This window comes from Flavobacterium sp. KKT103 (assembly GCF_055640565.1).
In genome coordinates, this window is record NZ_CM145766.1 from 1,867,415 (window position 1) to 1,889,594 (window position 22,180).

Sequence of the window (22,180 nt, forward strand, 5' to 3'; positions counted from 1 at the left end):
CAACCATGAACAACTTGAAAGAAATAGTAAAAAAACATACACCAACTTCCGTTTGGTGGTTTTTTGTTCTTGGTAAAAGCAGGCTAATTAAAACGTATCAATATTGCTGTAATTGGTATTTGATTAAGCAAGCCCCAAATCATCATAAAAAAGCTCTAGAATTGGTTCGTAACAAGGAAATCGTGAAAGTTGCTTTTTTCTTGACTCATGAGTCGGTTTGGAAATATGATGTTTTATACAAGATGATGTTAGAGCATCCGCGATTTGAACCGTCACTTTTTGTTTGTCCAGTTGTGAATTTTGGCAAAGAAAACAGGCTGGCTGAAATGGAAAAAACCTATCAATCTTTTAAAAACAAAGGCTATGCTGTTACTAAAACATTCAATGAAACAACTGAAGAATACCTAGATGTTAAGAAGTATTTTCAACCTGATTTGGTTTTTTATACCAATCCATATGAAGGAGTACAAGATTATAGATATTACATTAAACAGTTTAAAACTACTTTAACTTGCTATGTTCCGTATGCGATTATGACTACCAAATATGAGTTGTTTTACAATACTGATTTTCATAATTTGGTTTGGAAAATTTTTTCTGAAACGCCATTGCACCGCCAAATCGCATTAGATCAGCAGTTGAACAAAGGTGTCAATACTGTACTGACGGGTTACCCTGGTTTCGATCCAATTTTGCTTTGTGATAAACCCGATTTTTCGGTTTGGAAAAATAAAAACCAAAAACTAAAGAAAATTATTTGGGCACCGCATCACTCCATGCACGAGCTCAATCAAGTGTCTAATTTTTTGGAATATTGTGATGTTTTTTTAGAACTGGCCAGCAGGTATAGTGATAAAATTCAAATTGCCTTCAAGCCGCATCAATTGCTGCGAATTAAATTAGAGCAAGATCCTAATTGGGGAGAAGAGAAAACGACTGCCTACTATTCTAAATGGGAGAATTTAGATAATGGTCAGTTAGAGAATGGGGATTATATAGATCTTTTTTTAACCTCTGATGCGCTCATTCATGACTGTGGTTCCTTCATGGCTGAATACTTAATAACGGGCAAACCATCACTTTTTATGATCAGAAAGGAGTCAGTTATGGAACAATGGAGTACATTTGGGGAACAAGCCATTCAAGTACATTATCAATCTAGAAATCAACAGCAATTGGTTGATTTTATTGAAAATGTCGTTTTACAGGAACAGGATACTATGATGACAGCCCGAAAAGCTTTTGTCGATGCGGTTCTTTTGAATACCAATAAGCAAACAGCTTCATCCAGAATAGTAGAATTTCTTGAAAAGGAATTGTTTTTAGAGGAGTAGAATTAAAAATATACAGAATACAATAGATGAATATAGCGGTTATTTTGGCAGGTGGTAAAGGAAGCAGATTAGAAAAATCTCTTCCAAAACAGTTTTTCAAAATTGCTGGAAAAATGGTGCTGGAGCATGCTATAGCCGCGTTTGAAAAAAACGAATGGATTGATGAAATAGCTGTTGTAGTCAACGAGCATTATATTTTTATGGTCGAGGATATGATCATAAAAAACGAATGGAAAAAAGTGAAGCGCATCTTGGTAGGAGGAAAGGAGCGCTACCATTCTAGTTATGCAGCAGTGACAGCTTATGCTGATTTTCAAGATTCCAATATACTATTTCATGATGCCGCTAGGCCACTTGTAAGTCAACGTATCATTACTGAAGTGGTCAAAAAACTAGATAGTTTTGCTGCAGTCGATGTCGCCATTAATTCAGCTGATACCATTATCGAAGTCGAAGATTCCATCATAAAAGCGATTCCCGACAGAAGTAAAATGCGACGAGGGCAAACTCCGCAAGGGTTTAAGCAAAAAGTGATTGCACAAGCGTATAAATTAGCGCTATTGGATGATAATTTTGCAGCCACTGATGACTGTGGAATCGTTAAAAAATATGTACCATCAGAAGAGATTGTAGTGGTTGAAGGTGAAGAAACCAACATGAAATTGACCTATCCAGAGGATACTTACATTTTGGATAAGCTATTTCAATTGCAATCAGGTGAATTGCAAAACATCGAATTAACTAAAGAAGATCTTGCTAATAAAGTCCTTGTAATTTTTGGAGGTAATTCAGGAATAGGGAAGTGTATTTCCGATTTAGCACTCGAACACGGTGCTAAAGTTCACTGTTTTTCAAGATCTCAAAATAATGTTGATATTGCTGATTTTGATGCCGTACAAAAAGCATTAAAAGAAGTTTCAGACCGAGAAGGAACTATTGATTACCTAATTAATGCAGCAGGAATCTTGCATAAAGAACCATTGGCATCAATGAAACAGCAAGCAATAGCGGAGTCCGTGAATACTAATTATCTAGGAATGATAAATATTGCTCTAGTTGCATTGCCTTATTTGAAAAAGTCCAAAGGGCATCTCTTGTTTTTTACTTCAAGTTCGTACACCAGAGGACGTGCTTTTTTTAGTATTTATTCCTCAGCTAAAGCGGCGACAGTCAATTTTGTACAAGCCATTTCGCAAGAATGGGAATCCTTTGGGGTCAAGGTAAATTGTATCAATCCAGAGCGGACTAAAACACCCATGCGAGTAAAAAATTTTGGTAATGAGGACGAATCTAGTTTATTAAATCCAGAGTTAGTTGCTATGCGAAGCCTTCAAACGGTGGTATCTGACTATACGGGTCAAGTTGTAGATGTTCGATTGTAAAAGCGACTAAATTATAAAGCGACTAAAAAAAACAATGTATACTTCTCCTCTAAAATCAGCTGCTGCAAAAGGAATCCTATGGACTGCCTTAGATAAATTTGCAAGTCAAATTGGGCAATTTATAGTAGGAGTAGTGCTTGCTAGATTATTAATGCCTGAAGATTTTGGTTTAATCGGTATGCTTGCGATTTTCATCGCCTTATCGCAAACGGTTATTGAAAGCGGATTAAATATGGGCTTGATCCAGAGCCAAGAGCGAAAAGCGATTGATTTTTCAACAACCTTTGTATTCAATTTAGTTATTAGTACTTTTTTTTACATTCTGTTATTTTTTACAGCACCATATATTGCTGCTTTTTTTCGTCAACCAGATCTCATTGATTTGACTAGAATTTTAGGATTAAGTTTATTTATACATGCTTTTGCTATAGTTCAAAGAACGATTTTAACAATAGACTTGGACTTTAAATCCATCGCAAAAAGTAATGTAGTAGGTGTCGTTTTTGGAGGTTTGTCCGGGGTAATTATGGCTTTGAATGGCTTTGGAGTCTGGTCCTTGGTGGTACAAATGATTGTAAGTTCCATAGCTACATCTGCAGCTTTGTGGTCGTATGGCAATTGGAAACTTTCTTTTTTATTTTCTACAGACTCTTTTCGTACTTTATTTGGTTACGGATCCAAGCTTTTGCTGGCGAGTTTGTACGCACAAACGCTGAACAATATTTACAATATTTGTATCGGGCGTTTCTATCCCAGTACGGTTCTCGGCTATTATACAAGAGCCAAAACATTCGCAGATGTATCTGCGGGAACCATTGGAACTATTTTGCAACAAACTACTTTTCCGATATTTACCTTGATTCAAACGGATAGGAAAAGATTGGTTTCGGTCTACAGCCGAATGATTAAAATGGCAGCCTTTTGCACGATTCCCTTGATGACATTCATCGCTTTGTTAGCCAAACCAATTGTGATTTTGTTACTTACCGATAAGTGGGTTGCCTTGATTCCACTTTTGCAATGGATGGTATTTGCACGGATTTTATTACCGATGAGTGCAATTAATATGAATGTGTTGAATGCGATTGGTCGTTCTGATTTGTATTTAAAAGTGGACTTATCTAAATTGCCCATGACTGTAATTGCGCTAGTGATTACCATTCCGCTAGGAGTAAAAGCAATGATTATTGGGCATGTTATCACCTCGGCAATATCGTTTATAATCAACTCCTATCTACCGGGCAAACTTTTTGGGTACGGTGCAATTAAACAATTTAAAGATATGATTCCGGTACTAATTGCCACTTGTGGAATGGCTGTGCTAATCGTACTAATTCAAATGATTACTGAAGGTTTACTTTTACAATTACTCTTGAGTGGATTTTTCGGTTTGATAACCTATTTGGGTATTTGCCATTTACTGCAAGTAGAGGAAGTTTTCGAATTGAGACAGTTGCTTTTAAATTTTAAAAAGAAAGTATATAATCAATCGAACAATGGGTAAGTGGTATTAATTTTTCAACCAAGTTTGTAAGTACCGTTCAGCTATAGCTTTATAATCGTGTTCTTTCTCAATAAATGCTCTTGCACGTTTTCCAATTGCAGTAATCTCAGTAGGATTTTCAATTAAAAAAGACAATTCGTTAACAAGTGAGGATACATCAGGAAGGGCGTTGATACAAACTGTTTCAGTTAATTTATAATGCACTAAAAATTCGGTTTCGGCTCCCGTGAAAACAACTTTGCCTTTTGCCATAGCTTCTAAAGCATTATAACCTTGGTCGTAAGTCAATACTTGATCCAATACAATATGGCTTTTATTATAAAGTTCTATATAGGTGGCGTAGGGTATACTTTTAGCGGTAATTATGTCTACTCTGGTAGGATATTTATCTTTTATAATTTTTAAAGCTGCTTCAAAATAGTGGTTTCCTTTTTTAAAGTAATTAGCTTCATTTATTCCATGAAAAATGATGATTTTCTCTGCTATTTCAAGAGGACAGTATTTTAATGTAGCTGTATTTATGGGATAAGGAATTAAAGCTGTTGCATGAGGATGATTTACTAACGGAATGGCATAATCTAAATCACCTGGAATTACTGCGATTGTGTTTTCGAATACAAACTCATGTAATTCTTGGAACGGTTTTGTCGCATAGCGCAGCGTGTACGGACAATGACCAAGCTCAGGATTACCGATGCATGGGGTAACTACTGAGTAGCGAAATTGTCCTCCAAGCATATAGTTAACGCTACTATAATCATCTCCACAAGAGGAAAGAAAGACTTTGCTATTGTTTTTGAAAATGTAACTAAGCATTTTCTTTTCCAAAAACACCGTAGATTGTAAAGGATATTCATTAATTAATTGGACCACATCAAAACCCACTAATTTTTTTCGATTGGTATAAAATCGGTAGGCCGTTTCCACTTGTGCTAAGTCGAATTTAAATAATCTAAAAATGCCTTGTCTGAATTTATTAAGGAGGTAATTTTTCTTAAAAGCTTTCGCAAAAACCGAAATGTCTAAAGGATAATTTTTGAAATCATTATCTCCAATGAGTAGTACCTCGTGACCAAGTTCGACCAGACCTTCTTTTAAAGAATTATGGAATCTGCTGTATTCGCCCACTAATAAAATCCGCATGAATAGTTATATTTGTTTTCGAAATTAGTGATTTTGCTTTATGCCTCAAAAGAAAGAGTACAAAATATGCCTCATAAGCGAACAATTAGCCTCAGGCGGGGCTGAGCGTGCGGCAGCTTTGTTGTCTCAATTTTTTGTCTCGAATAATATTAAAGTGCATCATGTGATTGTGATAGACAAAATAGGCTATGATTTTTCAGGTGAATTGTTGAATCTCGGAAAGCTTAAGAATCAAAGAAATGGTGTTTTTAACAAGCTAAAACGATTTTGGGTTTTAAGGCGATTTTTAAACTCGAACCGGTTCGATTACATCATTGATTTCCGAGTCAAAAATAATCAGTTTCAGGAATTCTTGATGACTAAGTTACTGTATTCGGCTCCTTATGTGATGACGATTCATAGCTACATGACAGCATTGTATTTCCCGAAACGGCAGTTTTTAGCCAAACATATCTATACTAACGCATACGGAATCGTGACGGTTTCTGAAAAAATAAAAGAAAAAATAAACCTCGAGTTGGGTTATGAAAATACAATTACAATACATAATGCAATTGCAATTGAGGATATTCAATCTAGTTCCACGGAGAAAATTGCTATAGATTACGACTATATTGTAGTAGTAGGTAGAATGGATGATAGCGTTAAACAGTTTGATAAATTAATTACTGCCTACGCCAATTCAACGCTTCCAAGCAAAAGAATCAAATTAGTAATTCTGGGCGAAGGGAAACTTCGCGCTCAATTACAACAGCAAGTGGTGGCAAGTCAATTGGATAAATCGGTGGTGTTTTTGGGATGGAATGATAACCCGTTTAGCTATTTTAAACATGCCAAATTCACGGTTTTATCAAGTAAGAATGAAGGTTTTGGTACCGTTTTAATAGAATCATTGGCGTGCGAAACGCCTGTTGTAGCCTTTGATTGTCTCTCAGGACCAAGTGAGATTGTACAAGATCAATTGAACGGACTTTTGGTCGAGAATCAGAATTTTGAAAAACTCACACTAGCCATGAACCGCATGATAGAGGATTGTGTTTTATATGAGAATTGCAAGCAAAACGCGTTAGCAAGTGTACAACGGTTTTCATTAGAAAATATAGGAAAGCAATGGTTGGCCTATTTAAAAATTGATGTAAGTTAGCCTTATGAATATAGAATTAATCGAAATCCCTACCTTTGAAAATGTCCTCGGAACCATAGGTGTTGTCGAGAATAATACCATACCTTTTGAAATGAAAAGGGTGTATTATTTGTATGATATTCCTAGTTCAGCGAGCCGCGGCGGACACGCACACAAAAATTTACGGCAGGTTTTAATAGCGATTTCAGGCAGTTTTGATGTTATCGTAAAAGATGGTTTTTCTGAAGAAAAAATTACACTCAATAAACCCAATATGGGTCTTTTAATTAATGCAAATATTTGGAGAGAACTCGATAACTTTTCGTCGGGAGCTGTATGCCTAGTGATGGCTTCGGCAGTTTTTGATGAATCAGATTACATCCGAGATTACCAAAAGTTTATAGCGTATATTCAGGATTAGTAGGTCGTGATTCGGTAGCCTTTTTTTACCAAATATTGTTTTAAGTATTGAACGAATAGCAGCAATTTTCTTGGCGCAATCAATAATAGTCGTTGTGATGGGTTCAAACCTGAAACAAAAGGATCGTTAGCAATAGCCTTCTTTAATTTTTGATACGTTTGCTCCTCTTTTTCCATTTTATACATTTTTGCAAAAATATAACGGTGAAAATCCAAGTATCTTTTCAAACTAGGGTTGCCTTTAGTGTCTTTTTCATAGAAATCTAAATTAGGAAGCACCTTGTTTTTTACTGATGAGGTAGTGATTTTATTTTCAGAAAACATGCTGTAATGTACTAAAGGCTGTGGTGCATAGGCAAGCTGAAAAGTAAGGTTGGCTCTAATATTAAAATCGACATCTTCCGCAAAGGTTATTTGTTCGTTGTAGTTTCCCACTGATTCCAGAACTATTTTATGTATGCACAAACTCGATGGACAATAAATGGGTTGGTTTAAACTAGTCTCAAAGAAATTAGCTACAATAAAGGGATCGTTTTTTTGAATCGGACTTTTGGGTTGGAGTGCAACGGATTTTGAATAGATTTCTAGATAATGAGTTGCAAATAAATTAGCCTCGGGGAATTCTTGGATTAAATCAGCAATAGTAGTTAGGTAATTAGAATCCCAAGTATCATCAGCATCTAAAAAAGCAATGTACTGAGCAGAAGCCGCGCTAATTCCCGTGTTTCTCGTAGCTGAAAGTCCTTTGTTTTTACTATGCTTAATGATTTTTACTTTGGCGGAAGCCAAGCCAATAACTTTTTCTAAACTAGCGTCGGTGGAGGCGTCATTAATTATGAGTAGCTCAAAGTCGGCGAAAGATTGATTAAGAACACTTTTTACAGTTGCCTCAATATAATTTGCTTTATTATACAGCGGAATGACGACCGAGAAAAAAGGCATTATTGGTAGTTTAAGTAACAAAAATAACCAATTTTATAAAGGTCAAAGGCGAATAGAGAAGGTTTTTTTGAAAGTAAATTTCTCTCTAAAAGGGGCGCCGATTTTTGGAAAACAAATGATGTGATCGCTACCAATCGTATCTTTTTTAAAATAGAGTAGGTTTGAGTAAGTTTGGTTACAACCCCTTTATTATTCTGATTTAAGAAAAAAAGGGTTTGCAAGGCTTCCTTAGTTTTTGATAAAAACTGTAGAGATGATTCTAGATTTTGATGAAAAACAGGGTTTTCTATTTGCTCAATTGCAATGTTTTTTTCTTTTAAATTTTGAATAAAAACATAATCTTCATATCCGTAAGTAGTAATCGCATCACTAAATGGACTAGCACGAAATACCGATTTTGAAATTAAAAAATTAGATACAAAGCTAGTGGTATAGGGTTGTTTTTTTCTGTTTTCAACCGAAACAGCCTCTCGCTTATGGCCATATTTCCATCGTAATAATTGATCATTGGCTGGTTGTAAGGAGGAATACAACAGTCCACCAAAGGCTGCTTCGAAGGAATTCTTTTTTACATGATTGCAATAAGTAGCAATAAAAGTGCTGCTTTGAGGAAAAGTGTCACAATCTAGGAACAGGAACCAATCATAAGCACCTTTAGTTGCTAGTAGATTCCGTATTTGGCTGCGACCAATATTTTGGGGTAATAATTCGTAACTACAATTGGATAGCGTACTTATGGTACTATTTGAGGACGTAAAAGCAGTTGAAGCATCATCGATGCAGATAATCTCAAAATCCAAATCGTCTTCCATACACTGCGAGTGCAATTCTTGTACTAAAGGAAGTGCATTGTAATTGTATATCGGAATCAGGATGGAAATCATTACACGGTTCTCTGAACTACCTCAAAGATTTTAGTGTCTTCACATTTCAACGTTTTAGCAGGGAATTTCATTAATAAGGCATAATCATGAGTTGCCATTATAATCGTTTTTCCGTTTTCGTTAATGGTACGTAAAACTTCTAATACTTCTGTACTTGTTTGTGGGTCTAGGTTTCCAGTAGGCTCATCAGCAAGTATCAATTCAGGGTCGTTTAATAATGCTCTGGCAATAGCGACACGCTGTTGTTCCCCGCCCGAAATTTGGTGCGGCATTTTTGAGGCATATGCTTTCATTCCTACTTTGTCCAAAACTTCGTCTATTTTACGATCCATTTCGTTAGCATCGATCCAACCTGTCGCTTTTAAAACAAAAAGCATGTTGTCTTTAATCGTACGATCGGGTAATAATTTAAAATCTTGAAAAACAATACCAATTTTTCTTCTTAAAAACGGAATATCGTCTTCCTTTAGGGTGCCTAAATCGAAATCTACAATCTGCCCTTCACCTTCCGAAAAGGGTAAATCAGCATAAAGCGTTTTCATTAAACTACTTTTACCTGATCCCGTTTTTCCAATAATATATAAAAATTCGCCTCGATTTACTTCTAGGTTAATGTTAGATAAAATCACTTTATCTTCTTGATAAATCGTTGCGTTTTTTAAAGACAGAATTGCTTGAGACATAATTAATAGTGTTTATGGTGTAAAAGTAATTATCAATTATGAATTTTCGCTTATCAATTATTAATTTTTTAAACAATGTTAAAAATTTGTTCATAATAAAACCGCTGACTACCTCGTTATAAATAGTATATTACAATACATTTGAATACATTAAAAAACATATAAAATGCGTAAACTTTCTTGGCTTTTCTTTTTACTTATAGCGGTAAACTCGTTTACAGTTTCAGCTCAAAAATCAGCTATATATACCAGTGATTTAAAGGATTACAATAAAGCAGTGGCGTTATTTAACGACAATCAGTATGCTTCGGCTCAAATGATTTTTGATAAAATCAAGTCGGAAACTAATGATGCCGAATTAAAATCGGACTGCGCTTATTACGATGCATCTTGCGCGATTCGACTAAATCACGCCAATGCAGATGAAAAAATGGAGAATTTTGTAACAAATTTTCCAACAAGTGCCAAAAGTAATCAAGCCTATATTGAGGTAGCTCATTATTATTTTGATCAAGGAAGCTATCCGCAAGCTTTGCAATGGTTTCAAAAAGTAAATGAAAATCAATTAAGTGCTAGTGATCGCGATAAATTTAACTTTCAAAAAGGCTATGCGTTTTTTAGTTCCAAAAACAAAAAAGAAGCGACTACGTACTTAAATAAGGTTGTTAATTCTAAAGAATACGGCTCGCAGGCCAAATATTATCTTGGTTTTATTGCATACGAAGGCGATGATTACAAGGAAGCTACCAAGTATTTCGATGAAGTTTCAGGAGAAGAAAAATATAAGGAAAAGCTGTCTTACTACCAAGCTGATATGAATTTTAAGCTGGGTAATTTCCAAAAAGCTATTGAATTAGGAGATAAAGCGATGGCGAAATCTTCGGCATTGGAAAAATCAGAACTCAATAAAATTATTGGTGAGAGTTATTTTAACTTGAAGCAATATGAAAAAGCAATCCCGTATTTATCGCAATATAAAGGTAAAAAAGGCCGATGGAATAACACTGATTTTTACCAATTAGGATATGCTTATTACAAGCAAAAGGATTTTGAAAGCGCCGTTTCTCAGTTCAATAAAATTGTGAACGGAAAAGACTTCGTTGCTCAAAATGCCTACTATCATTTAGGAGAGAGTTACTTGAATTTAGATAAGAAGCAAGAAGCATTGAATGCTTTTAAAAATGCTTCAGAGATGAATTTTGATGCGGCCATTCAGGAAGATGCAAGTTTAAATTACGCCAAATTAAGTTACGAACTAGGGAATTCTTATCAAAGTGTTCCAGCTGTTTTGCAAGGTTTTTTGAAAACCTATCCTAATAATGCTAGTAAATCAGTAGTCGAAAAATTATTAATTGACTCCTACATCTCTTCAAAAAACTATAAGGAAGCTTTAGTTTTATTAGAAAAAAATAAAAGTCCCGAAAATAAATTAGCCTATCAAAAGGTGACTTTTTATAGAGGTTTAGAGTTGTACATGGATAGGGATTATACAGCTGCTGCCAAGATGTTTAAAAGTTCTTTAGCAGGTCAAATCGATGCCGAATTCGCAGCAAGAGCCACTTTTTGGAAAGGTGAAACCGAATTTACTACCGCTGACTATGCCAATTCTGCTATTAGTTACAAACAATTTTTAAGCATGCCCAAAGCTAGTGCTACTCCTGAGTATAAAAACAGTAGCTACAATTTAGCGTATGCCTATTTTAAAATGAAAGAGTACGATCAGGCAGCAACTGCTTTTCAAGTACATATTGATAAAGTTAAGGATGATAAAGTGCGTTTGACTGATGCTTACTTACGATTGGGAGATTGTCTTTTTGTTACTTCAAAATACTGGCCTGCAATGGATGCCTATAATAAGGTGATCGATTTTAAAAGTGTAGATTCTGATTATGCTTCCTACCAAAAAGCGATTTGCTACGGATTTGTTTCTAAAAATGATAAGAAAATTGAGGAGTTAAATTCGTTTTTGAGTGCGTATCCTAAATCTAGTTTACGTGATGATGCGATGTATGAGTTAGCAAGTACTTATGTTGCCGCTAGTAAGCAGGACTTGGGTTTAAAAACCTATGATCGATTAATAAATGAATATCCCAAAGGTTCCTATACTGCTAAAGCAATATTGCGTCAAGGTTTGATTTATTACAATTCAGATAGAAACGCGGAGGCTTTAACTAAATTCAAAAAAGTAGCTGCTGATTTCCCGAAAACTGCGGAAGCTTTGGAGGCGGTTTCAACAGCAAGACTTATTTATGTTGATGGTGGTAGAGTAGGAGAGTATGCTGCTTGGGTAAAAACATTAGATTTTGTTGCTGTTACCGATGTTGATTTAGATAATGATACATTCGAATCGGCTTTGAAGCAGTTTGAACAAAACAATAATAAGCAAGCCATTTCTGGTTTTATGGCTTACATTTCTAGCTTCCCAAGAGGAATACATGCTTTGAAAGCGAATTTCTATTTGGCGCAAGCCTATTTTGCAGAAGGTCAAAAAGACAAGTCAATTACCAATTATACCTTTGTAATTAACGAACCTAGAAGCGAATTTACGGAGCAATCTTTAGCGAGACTTTCTCAAGTACTATTGGATAACAAAGCTAACGATAAAGCTATTCCAGTGCTTATTCGATTAGAAAATGAAGCTGATTTTCCACAAAATAAAGTTTTTGCGCAATCGAATTTGATGAAATGCTATTACGAAAAGAAAGATTATAGTAATTCGGTTATTTATGCGGATAAAGTATTGAACAATCCAAAAACAGATGATAATGTAAAAAGTGATGCTCAAATCATAATAGCGCGTTCTGCCTTGCAAACGGGTGATGAAACTAAAGCAAGGGCAGGTTATGCTAAATTGTTGACATTGGCAAAAGGCGAACTAGCTGCTGAGGCTTTGTATTATGATGCCTATTTCAAGTACAGAGATGGTAAATACGAAGCATCAAATCTGGCGGTTCAAAAATTAGCTAAAAATTATTCGGCTTACCGTTATTTTGGTGCCAAAGGATTAGTAGTAATGGCTAGAAACAATTATGGTTTGAAAGATAGTTTTCAGGCAACCTACATTTTAGAAAATGTTATTAAAAATTTCACAGATTATCCAGACGTAATCGCGGAAGCGCAAACCGAATTGGATCGTATAAAAGGAGAAGAAGCGAAAACAAATTCATCGATTGTAAAATAAAAAGGATGCGCAATTCAATCAACAGCGTTGCCTAATTTTTTAAAAATTAAATAAATGACTATTCCCTTTTATATCGTAGATGTTTTTACCGAAAAGAAATACGCTGGCAATCAGCTCGCTGTTTTTTTTAATGCAGGCGAGTTAACGACCGAGCAAATGCAAGAAATTACAAGAGAGATTAATTTCGCCGAAAGTACTTTTGTCACGTCATTAAATGCAAAAACTAAAGAAGCATCAGTACGAATTTTCACACCTGCAAGCGAAATGCAATTTGCGGGTCATCCTGTAATAGGAACTTCTTGGGTGATTTTAAACAAAATATGGAATGCTACATCCAAGAATATCACTTTGCAGGTACCTGTTGGAGCGATTCCTGTGGAAGAAATTAACAACCAACTTTGGTTACAGGCGGCTCAGTCCCAATTTTTTGATACCTTAAATAAGGATGATTTTGCTGCTTTTAGTAATCTTACCGCTGCTGATTTTGATTCCCGTTTTGAAATTCAGGAAGTATCAACTGGTAGTGCCTTTGTAATCGTGCCTGTAAAAAGCAAGACAGTTTTGCAAGAGATTCAGTTAGACAAAGAAAAAACAGCGACTTGGTTGCAAGCCAATTGTAAAACGCAGCATAAAGCCTTGTATTTTTTTAGTTTGGAAAACGAAATACTGCATACCAGAATGTTATGTATTGAACACAATCAATTAATTGAAGATGCAGCGACAGGAAGCGCAAGCACCTGTTTACAAGCTTTTTTATTGCGCTATCATAATCCTGTTATCAAGATGATTAACAATCAAGGAGAAAGTGTTCATCGTCCATCGCAAATTTATTTTGATGGAAAAGTGGTTGGTGATCAATATGATATTAGAATAGGTGGCCAAACACAGTTTATAGCTGCTGGAGAATGGCAAGTTGGGTAATAAATACGATAAAATAAGAACTATAATAGCGTAGGATTGGTTTTTGAAAACCGATGCGAACGAGATCAAAATATAACAAATGAAAAATATGAATTTCAATTTTCAAAACAAATTACTTATTGCCACGTTTTTAGTAGCGTTTCAGCTAACTATTGCTCAAAAAAAGGAAGAAACAATAGGTTCTGAAGTAGTAAATGTGGTTAAGCCATATACACCAACCATTTCAGATGCTTTTAAAATTAAAGAGATACCTAATCTTGATGATGAGGGAAATGCTAAGAAAGAAACGATTAGATATACTATATTTTCTTTTCCAGTTGCTTCCACTTTTACACCTTCAAAAGGGAAAGCAGAAGGAGTTGATAAAACCAAACAAGCGCGTTTGTTTAATAATTATGCGACCCTTGGTTTTGGTAATTATCGTGTTTTTAACGGAGAGCTATTTGTAAATCAAGAGTTGGGAGCTAATGATTATGTTGCGGGTATTTTTCGCCATCTGTCTTCGCAAGGAGGGATTTCAGGAGTGGAATTAGACGATCGTTTTTACGATACTTCTCTCGGATTGACCTACGGAGCTAATTATAACTCAATGTCGTGGAATTTGGATTTAGGTTATCAAAATCAAATTTACAACTGGTATGGCCTACCAGAGAGTTTTGGTAATACGTTAAGTCCTTCTGACCGCTCAGCTTTGGTATTTGGAATCGATCCGCAACACAGTTATAATACACTTTCTGCAGGAGCTAAAATTGAATTTAATGATGGATTTTTAAAAGAATCTACGGTTAAGTTCAGCCGTTTTACTGACAACTTTAAGTCGGCTGAGAACCGTTTTTCTATCAAACCCTCTTTGCAATTTAATATTATGGATCAGTTTATTAAAACTAATATTATAGTTGATTATGTAGCCGGATCTTTTGAAAAAAACTATGAAAACACAAATAGCCAACCTTTGAAGTATGGGTATACTAACTTTGGAGTAGCGCCAAGTTTTGTTGTATTAAAAGACGATTGGACCTTGAATTTAGGAGCCTCGGTATTTTATAGTATGGATAATCAAAATAGCAGCAATAAAGTGTATGTGTATCCTAATATTACTGCTTCGCTTAAAGTAGTTGGTGATTTAATGATTTTTTATACTGGAGCTGAAGGAAGTCTTTCTCAAAATTCATATCAAGATTTTGTCAATGAGAATGCTTTTTTATCTCCTACCTTAAATATAACGCCTACTGATAAGCAATATGATGTTTTTGCAGGGTTAAAAGGTAAGTTAGCCTCTAATGTAAGTTACAACATCAAAGGTTCATATGCTTTAGAAAAAAATAGAGCTTTATTTAAAAGTAATAACTATACTGAGAATAGTTCTAATGAGGATTACGCTTTTGGGAATTCGATGGGTGTGGTTTATGATGATATGAAGACATTACGTTTTTCAGGTGATTTGAAGGCAAGTTTTTCTGATAATGTTACGTTTGGCATCGGAGGAACTTTTAGTACGTATACAAATGCTTTTCAACCGGAAGCCTGGAATTTACCAAAAATTAAAATGAACACCACATTAGATGTAGTTATTACTGAAAAATGGTATGCTGGTACCACTGTATTTTATGTTGGAGACAGAAAGGATTTAAAAGTAGATACCAATATCATTTATATTGTTCCTCCTGCTCCGGTAACACTTAAGAGTTACTTTGATGCCAATGCGCATGTAGGGTACAAGTACAGCAGTCAATTAACAGGTTTTGTAAAAGCGAATAATATTGCCAATCAAGGGTATCAAAAATGGTTAAATTATCCCGTTCAAGCTTTTCAAATTGTACTTGGAGCTAATTATAAATTTGATTTCTAAACCTAGAAATTTGCTATAAAAAAAGAGCGCTGTATTTAGTATACAGCGCTCTTTCTATTTAAAATCAAAAGTTTTATTTTGTAAATGGCACTGCAACTCTTACTTTGTCCCATCCCATATTAAGTACCACGCCGTTATCACTTGGAGTGAAAACCATTGATAATGCTTCTAATGAATCAGCAGCAGTTGTTACAGGTACTGTTACACGAGCAACATCGTTAGCTTCTTTGTAAAAATAAGATCCCCAAACATTCAAATCTTTATTGATGATAATGGTGTAATTATCTTTAGCAGGTATAGCATAAAGTGTGTAGGTTCCTGCTTTTACAGTTTTCCCACCTAGTTTCATGTCAGTATAAAGTGTTATTTCAGTAGCTTCATTAGCACCGGTTCTCCATACTTTACCATCAGGAGCTAATTCAGATAAACTACGTCCTTTTAATAACGGACGGCTGTACGTTACTTTTACCAATTTATCTGAAATTTTATAATCTGTAGGGAATGCAGCAACGTCCATGCTACTTTTGTCTAAATCAGGAAATTTTTGTGCAGAGGCATTTGTTGATAGTAAAACGGTAAAAGCAAATGCAGCTGAAGCAATGATTGTCGATTTTTTCATAATTTTTTTAAATTAATTTAATGCTAAAAATAGCAGTTGTGCTGTGAAAAGCACAAAAACAGATGTTAAATTTTGGATAATTTTGCAATATACTCAGCTATTATTAGCCTAACTTTGATTGCTAAATACACCATTGATAAGAAAATTATCTCAAATTTTTAAAGAATAAAAATAAATCAAATGACCTTTAAGCATAAGATATACAACTATTACAAGCAACTTGTTCAAGATCGAATCGATGTTTTTAGAGATATGATCGCCGCATTGACTGAAGATTCTAAAAACGATGCAAAAGGTTCTGCAGGCGACAAGCACGAAACCGCACTTTCGATGATGCACTTGGAGCAAGAAAAACTAAATGCGAAACTACGTGAAGTAGTTCAGCAAAAAGCAGTTTTAGAAAAGATTAACCCTGAAATTGTGGCAGAGATTGTTACATTGGGTAGTTTGGTAAAAGCGAACGGAATTTACTTGTATTTATCATTGGCCTTACCTAAAATTAATATAGATGGAGTTAATGTAATTGCTTTATCTCCGGAGTCACCATTGGGTAATAAGCTAATGGGTAATTCCGTTGGCTATACCTTTGAAATTGGCAATACAAATTATATTTTAGAAGAAATTAGCTAAGCAAAGTTTCATATTTAGTAGTTGTTGATGTATTTTTTTAGTCATCTTTTTTTATCTTAGCCAGCATAAAAATAGACTCTTTATGAAAAAAATTATTTTACTGCTCTCTTTAGTATCGCTTACTTCTTGTCTAAAAAAAGATAAAATCACGGTAGATACTATCATTACTGATGCTACAATATATACTGTTAATAAAAATTTTGATACCGCTACTGCTATTGCCATTCAAGACGGTAAAATAATTGCAATTGGTACGGATGAGGAACTAACTGATAAATACCAATCTAGAAACACAATTGATGCCGAAGGTAAGTTTATTTATCCTGGTTTATTTGATGCGCATTGCCATTTTTACAATTTTGGTTTGACCTTACAAGAAGTTGATCTTCGCGGAACAAAGAGTATGGAAGAGATTGTTGCCAGGATTCAAGCCTTCCAAAAGGTGAAAAAAACTGATTTTATTGTAGGTAATGGATGGGATCAAAACGATTGGGCTATTAAAGAATTTCCATCAAAAGCCATTTTAGATAAATACTTCCCTGATATTCCTGTCGTGTTAAATCGAATAGATGGACATGCAATTATTGTAAATAGCAAAGCTTTGGCTTTAGCCAATATTACGAAAGACACCAAGGTTTCGGGTGGTCAAATCGAAATCAAAAACGGAGAGCCAACGGGGATTTTAATTGATAATCCTATGGAATTGGTTTTTAGTATTATTCCGAAGCCAAGTCGTAAAACACAAATTGCTGCTTTGTTAGATGCAGAAAAAATCATGTTTGATTACGGCTTAACTACGGTAAATGATGCCGGCTTAGACCACAAAATAATCGATTTAATTGATAGCCTTCAAAAGGCAAAAGTGCTGAAATTAAATGTTTATGCAATGGTTAGTGCTAATCCAGATAATTTGGATTTGTACCTTAAAAAAGGAACTTACAAAACAGATAACCTAGATGTGCGTTCCTTTAAAATGTATGGAGATGGTGCTTTAGGGTCTAGAGGAGCAGCTATGCATGCGCCCTATTCTGATAGTCACACGCAGTTTGGAGCCTTAATTACTCCAATTGCTGACATGAAAACAATCGCAAAAAAAATTGCAGCATCTAATTTTCAATTGAATTCCCATGCGATTGGTGATTCTGCTAATACGGTTTTGCTAAAAATATATAAAGATGCATTAACGGGTAAAAAGGATCGTCGTTGGAAAATTGAGCACGCTCAAGTAGTGCGTGAAATTGATTTTGATTACTTCAAATTTGGGATTATTCCGTCGGTACAACCAACACATGCTACATCGGATATGTATTGGGCGGGTGATCGACTAGGAAAAGAACGTCTAAAAAATGCTTATGCTTATAAAAAACTGCTTCAAAAAGCTGGGGTAATTGCATTAGGAACTGATTTCCCCGTAGAAGAGGTGAATCCAATGCTTACTTTTCATGCCGCAGTAGCTAGAAAAGATAGTAAAGGATATCCTGCGAAGGGATTCCAAATGGAAAATGCTTTAACTAGAGAAGAAACACTTAAAGGGATGACAATTTGGGCTGCTTTTTCTAATTTTGAAGATAAAGAGAAAGGAAGCTTAGAAGTTGGTAAATGGGCTGACTTGGTGATTTTTGATAAAGATTTGATGAAAATATCTGAAAGTGAGATCCTTAACATGAAGCCGGTAAATACCTACCTAAAAGGACAAAAAGTAAAGTAAAAGTTTAGAGTAACAGTAGGTTTCTTACTGTTTTTAAGAGGAACGCTTGTTTATTGCATGTTTTGATTACAAAACTGCGGTAAATAAGCGTTTTTTGTTTTGATTTATAATCAGATATAGTAAATGTGTTTGCTATTTGTAACTAATAATCCATCTTTGCCTTGTCAAAATAAACAAAGTAGTAAATAAAATATATAGTTATGTGCGGAATAGTATGTGCCTTCGATTTAAAACAAAATGCAGAAACCTTACGACCAAAGGTATTGGAGATGTCAAAAATAATTCGTCATCGTGGACCTGATTGGAGTGGGATTTTTAGTAATGATAAAGCCATACTATCACACGAGCGTTTGGCAATTGTTGATCCAGCATCTGGAAAACAGCCTTTGTTTAGTGCTGATGGCAAATTAGTATTGGCGGCCAATGGAGAGATTTATAACCACAGAGAATTGCGTAAGCAGTTTGTAGGTAGCTATGATTTTCAAACAGAAAGTGACTGTGAAGTAATCTTAGCGTTGTACAAAGAAAAAGGGCCTCGTTTTCTTGATGAAATGAATGGAATTTTTGGTTTTGCAATTTATGATGTTGACAAAGACGAGTATTTTGTAGCACGCGATCATATGGGAATCATTCCTTTGTATATTGGTTGGGATCAGCATGGTACTTTTTACGTAGCCTCAGAGCTGAAAGCATTAGAAGGGTATTGTACCAAAATTCAGTTATTCCCTCCGGGTCATTACATGACGAGTAAAGACGGTGAATTTGTACAATGGTATAAAAGAGATTGGACGGAGTACGAAAATGTAAAAGACAACGAGACAAAGATTGAAGACATTAAGGTAGCGCTGGAAGCAGCGGTTCACAGACAGTTAATGAGTGATGTGCCGTATGGTGTTTTACTCTCGGGTGGATTAGATTCTTCTATTACATCGGCTGTAGCCAAAAAATATGCGCAAAAACGAATCGAGTCTGATGATACAACCGATGCTTGGTATCCGCAATTGCACTCCTTTTCAGTAGGATTAGATGGTTCACCTGATTTAGCAGCAGCACAAATTGTCGCAGATCATATTGGAACGATTCACCACGAAATCAAATTTACAATTCAAGAAGGTTTAGATGCTATTAAAGATGTTATCTATAACCTCGAGACTTATGATGTGACAACTGTTAGAGCTTCCACTCCTATGTGGTTAATGGCGAGAGTTATTAAGTCAATGGGAATAAAAATGGTGTTATCAGGTGAAGGAGCTGATGAGTTATTTGGTGGGTATTTGTACTTTCACAAAGCACCCAATGCTCAAGAATTTCACGAGGAGAATGTTCGTAAATTAAGTAAACTGCATATGTACGATTGTTTGCGTGCGAATAAAAGTTTAGCAGCGTGGGGAATTGAAGGTCGTGTTCCTTTTCTAGATAAAGAATTCATGGATGTCGCTATGCGAATTAATCCACAAGACAAGATGATTAATAAAGAACACCCTATGGAAAAATGGGTAGTTCGTAAGGCTTTTGAAGATGTGTTACCACCAAGTGTAGCTTGGAGACAAAAAGAACAATTTTCTGATGGAGTAGGTTACAGTTGGATCGACACCTTAAAGGAAGTGGTTGCTAAAGAGATTTCAGATGAACAATTAGCAAACGCAAAATACAAGTTTCCTTTGCAAACGCCAACCTCAAAAGAAGAATATTATTACCGATCTATTTTCACAGAACATTTTCCAAGTGATGCAGCAGCCTTGTGTGTGCCGCAAGAAGCAAGTGTGGCTTGTAGTACTAAAATAGCTTTGGAATGGGATGAAGCATTTAAAAACATGAACGATCCATCGGGTAGAGCAGTAGCTAATGTCCATGATGATGCATACCTGAAAGCATAAGAAGAAAATCATTTTTAAATTTTTAATTAGTAAATTGAAAAACGTTCTCCAATTTGAGAACGTTTTTGTTGTGAAGTACTTTAATTGTGATTGCTATTTTTATTAAGTCTAAAAATTAAAAATTTAGTTAATTATTTGGGTTTCTTTTTTATATTTGATTTTAGCTTTAAATTAAATCTAGTAATATGGCGAATTATATAGAGAATATTCTCTTTGTGATTCAGAAAATAAAATAGAATAGTATGTGTGGAATAGTGGCCATTATTGGTAAAGGTAAGGACCTGCAACTTGTGAAAGATCTTTCTAAAAGAATGTCGCATCGTGGTCCGGATGAGAGTGATTTATATTTGACTGCAAAGGGTAATATTTTGAGTAGTGAACGCTTGTCAATTATTGATTTGACCTCGGGTAGACAACCTATTCAAGGAACTTCGGATGCTTGGATGGTTCACAACGGCGAGATATACAATCATCAAGAATTAAGAGACGGGCTGTTAGCAGCACATTCATTTCGCACCAAATCGGATAGTGAGGTAATTGTACATTTGTACGAGGAATTTGGCTATGACTTTTGCAATAAATTAGATGGAGATTTTGCCTTTGTCATTATCAATGGAGATGATTTTATGGCAGCTAGAGATCCTCTTGGAGTGAAGCCCTTGTATTATGGCTTGGATGAAAGAGGAAGAATGTACTTTGCTTCAGAGATGAAAACGATTACTGACCAATGTGTTACTTTATCAACATTTCCTCCCGGACACTACTACACTGTAAATTCTGGTTTTGTAAAGTATTACAGACCTGAATATGAAGACTATTTAAATGCCAATCAGGAATTAGATTTGGAGGCTATAAATAGTACTTTAACCGCAGCTGTAAGCAAACGATTAATGGCTGACGTGCCTTTGGGTGTCATGCTTTCAGGTGGATTAGATTCTTCTTTGATTGCAGCGATCACTGCCAGAATACTGAAAGAGAAAGGTTTGAAATTATATACATTTTCAATTGGATTAGATAAGAATGCTCCCGATGTTATCGCAGCAAGAAAAGCGGCTGATTTCATAGGGACTGAGCATCACGAAGTTTACTTTACTGTAGAACAAGGGATAGAATTGCTTGATAAATTGATTTGGCATTTGGAAACCTATGATATCATATCGGTAAGAGCGAGTGTGCCGATGTATTTTTTATCAAAAGCAATACGTGATCTAGGTATAAAAGTCGTGCTTTCAGGAGAAGGTGCTGATGAGGTTTTTGGCGGGTATTTGTATTTTAGAAATGCACCATCGGCAGAAGATTTCCAGAAGGAAACCATCGAAAGAGTTCAAAAACTGTTTACGGCAGATTTATTGCGTGCGGACAAATCAACTATGGCGCAAGGAGTCGAAACCAGAGTTCCGTTTTTAGATACTGATTTTTTAGATGTGGTAATGCGAATCAATCCGGAAGAAAAACAACCTAAAACGTACGATAATAAAGAGAAATATATTGTCCGAAAAGCCTTTGACGATGTTGATAATCCGTATTTACCGGATGAAATTTTGTGGCGACAAAAAGAGCAGTTTAGTGATGGAGTGGGCTATGAATGGATTGATCAATTAAAATCCTATTGTGCCTCACAAGTGACTGATGCGCAGTTGGCAGGAGCTGCAGTGGAGTTTCCTTATAATCCGCCAACTACCAAAGAAGCTTATTTGTACCGAACTATATTTAATAAATATTACCCGGAAACAAATGCAGCTCAAACAGTTAGAAAATGGATTCCCCGTTGGCAAGAAAACGAAGATCCAAGCGGAAGAGCCAATGCTGCGCATATTGGGTCTGGAGCGGGAAATGCAAAATAAGACTTGCACTAGTCATTGGATTTGCTGTTTAATAAAATTTAGAACGTTCTCCTCGCGGAGAGCGTTTTTTTATGGGCTATAAATCAACAATATGTTAATAACTTAAGGGCTTAAAAGGGTAATTTAACGGTTATAT

Annotated in this window: 17 protein-coding genes; 12 read left to right on the forward strand and 5 right to left on the reverse strand. The window is 35.3% G+C overall.

The window, feature by feature from the left end:
* Positions 1-5 precede the first annotated feature (5 nt).
* Genes ACZ2G0_RS08090 through ACZ2G0_RS08100 form a run of 3 tightly spaced genes read left to right on the forward strand, consistent with a single transcriptional unit; the run spans position 6 to position 4,220 of the window.
* Entirely contained in the window at positions 6-1,334 is a 1,329-nt protein-coding gene (locus ACZ2G0_RS08090; protein WP_470307141.1) for a CDP-glycerol glycerophosphotransferase family protein, read from the forward strand.
* A 26-nt stretch (positions 1,335-1,360) separates the two neighbouring features.
* Complete coding sequence (locus tag ACZ2G0_RS08095; RefSeq protein WP_470307142.1) at positions 1,361-2,716, forward strand: SDR family NAD(P)-dependent oxidoreductase; 1,356 nt, start codon at positions 1,361-1,363, stop codon at positions 2,714-2,716.
* Positions 2,717-2,750: 34 nt separating this feature from the next.
* Complete coding sequence (locus ACZ2G0_RS08100) at positions 2,751-4,220, forward strand: lipopolysaccharide biosynthesis protein (protein WP_470307144.1); 1,470 nt, start codon at positions 2,751-2,753, stop codon at positions 4,218-4,220.
* 6 nt (positions 4,221-4,226) lie between these two features.
* On the opposite strand, the gene ACZ2G0_RS08105 is transcribed toward ACZ2G0_RS08100, so the two are convergent.
* Positions 4,227-5,363 (reverse strand): glycosyltransferase, encoded by a 1,137-nt coding sequence (locus ACZ2G0_RS08105; protein WP_470307145.1) that lies wholly within the window; start codon positions 5,361-5,363, stop codon positions 4,227-4,229.
* 40 nt (positions 5,364-5,403) lie between these two features.
* Here ACZ2G0_RS08105 and ACZ2G0_RS08110 point away from each other — a divergent pair, with 40 nt between their 5' ends.
* On the forward strand, positions 5,404-6,507 hold the full coding sequence (locus ACZ2G0_RS08110; RefSeq protein WP_470307147.1) for a glycosyltransferase: 1,104 nt from the start codon (positions 5,404-5,406) through the stop codon (positions 6,505-6,507).
* A gap of 4 nt (positions 6,508-6,511) precedes the next feature.
* Entirely contained in the window at positions 6,512-6,907 is a 396-nt protein-coding gene (locus ACZ2G0_RS08115) for a sugar 3,4-ketoisomerase (RefSeq protein WP_470307148.1), read from the forward strand.
* On the opposite strand, the gene ACZ2G0_RS08120 is transcribed toward ACZ2G0_RS08115, so the two are convergent.
* From ACZ2G0_RS08120 to ACZ2G0_RS08130, 3 genes are read right to left on the reverse strand one after another with little or no spacing between them, the layout of a single operon-like run.
* Entirely contained in the window at positions 6,904-7,848 is a 945-nt protein-coding gene (locus ACZ2G0_RS08120) for a glycosyltransferase family 2 protein (RefSeq protein ID WP_470307149.1), read from the reverse strand. The genes ACZ2G0_RS08115 and ACZ2G0_RS08120 overlap by 4 nt on opposite strands.
* Positions 7,848-8,732, reverse strand: a complete 885-nt coding sequence (locus ACZ2G0_RS08125; RefSeq protein ID WP_470307150.1) for a glycosyltransferase family 2 protein — start codon at positions 8,730-8,732, stop codon at positions 7,848-7,850. The genes ACZ2G0_RS08120 and ACZ2G0_RS08125 overlap by 1 nt, the downstream gene beginning before the upstream one ends.
* Positions 8,732-9,415 carry a cell division ATP-binding protein FtsE gene (locus ACZ2G0_RS08130; protein WP_470307151.1) on the reverse strand — a complete coding sequence of 228 codons (684 nt, stop codon included), beginning with the start codon at positions 9,413-9,415 and terminating at the stop codon, positions 8,732-8,734. Before ACZ2G0_RS08130 ends, ACZ2G0_RS08125 begins: the two co-directional genes overlap by 1 nt.
* 166 nt (positions 9,416-9,581) lie before the next feature.
* Here ACZ2G0_RS08130 and ACZ2G0_RS08135 point away from each other — a divergent pair, with 166 nt between their 5' ends.
* The 3 genes from ACZ2G0_RS08135 to ACZ2G0_RS08145 all read left to right on the forward strand — a co-directional run bounded on the left by ACZ2G0_RS08135 (position 9,582) and on the right by ACZ2G0_RS08145 (position 15,366).
* The gene (locus ACZ2G0_RS08135) at positions 9,582-12,596 is read left to right on the forward strand and encodes a tetratricopeptide repeat protein (protein WP_470307153.1); all 3,015 of its coding nucleotides are present in this window, start codon (positions 9,582-9,584) and stop codon (positions 12,594-12,596) included.
* A 54-nt stretch (positions 12,597-12,650) separates the two neighbouring features.
* Positions 12,651-13,517, forward strand: coding sequence for a PhzF family phenazine biosynthesis protein (locus ACZ2G0_RS08140; RefSeq protein WP_470307154.1), 867 nt, complete (start codon positions 12,651-12,653; stop codon positions 13,515-13,517).
* A gap of 88 nt (positions 13,518-13,605) precedes the next feature.
* Entirely contained in the window at positions 13,606-15,366 is a 1,761-nt protein-coding gene (locus ACZ2G0_RS08145; RefSeq protein WP_470309835.1) for a TonB-dependent receptor, read from the forward strand.
* Positions 15,367-15,439: 73 nt separating this feature from the next.
* On the opposite strand, the gene ACZ2G0_RS08150 is transcribed toward ACZ2G0_RS08145, so the two are convergent.
* Positions 15,440-15,985 carry a DUF2911 domain-containing protein gene (locus tag ACZ2G0_RS08150; protein WP_300283635.1) on the reverse strand — a complete coding sequence of 182 codons (546 nt, stop codon included), beginning with the start codon at positions 15,983-15,985 and terminating at the stop codon, positions 15,440-15,442.
* 180 nt (positions 15,986-16,165) lie between these two features.
* On the opposite strand from ACZ2G0_RS08150, the gene ACZ2G0_RS08155 reads away from it, so the two are divergent.
* From ACZ2G0_RS08155 to asnB (ACZ2G0_RS08170), 4 genes are all read left to right on the forward strand, one after another.
* Positions 16,166-16,615 (forward strand): hypothetical protein, encoded by a 450-nt coding sequence (locus ACZ2G0_RS08155; protein ID WP_470307155.1) that lies wholly within the window; start codon positions 16,166-16,168, stop codon positions 16,613-16,615.
* 82 nt (positions 16,616-16,697) lie between these two features.
* Positions 16,698-18,323 (forward strand): amidohydrolase, encoded by a 1,626-nt coding sequence (locus tag ACZ2G0_RS08160; protein WP_470307157.1) that lies wholly within the window; start codon positions 16,698-16,700, stop codon positions 18,321-18,323.
* A gap of 200 nt (positions 18,324-18,523) precedes the next feature.
* The gene (gene asnB / locus ACZ2G0_RS08165; protein ID WP_470307159.1) at positions 18,524-20,200 is read left to right on the forward strand and encodes an asparagine synthase B; all 1,677 of its coding nucleotides are present in this window, start codon (positions 18,524-18,526) and stop codon (positions 20,198-20,200) included.
* Positions 20,201-20,442: 242 nt separating this feature from the next.
* Positions 20,443-22,044 (forward strand): asparagine synthase B, encoded by a 1,602-nt coding sequence (asnB, locus tag ACZ2G0_RS08170; RefSeq protein WP_470307160.1) that lies wholly within the window; start codon positions 20,443-20,445, stop codon positions 22,042-22,044.
* The last annotated feature ends 136 nt before the right edge of the window (positions 22,045-22,180 follow it).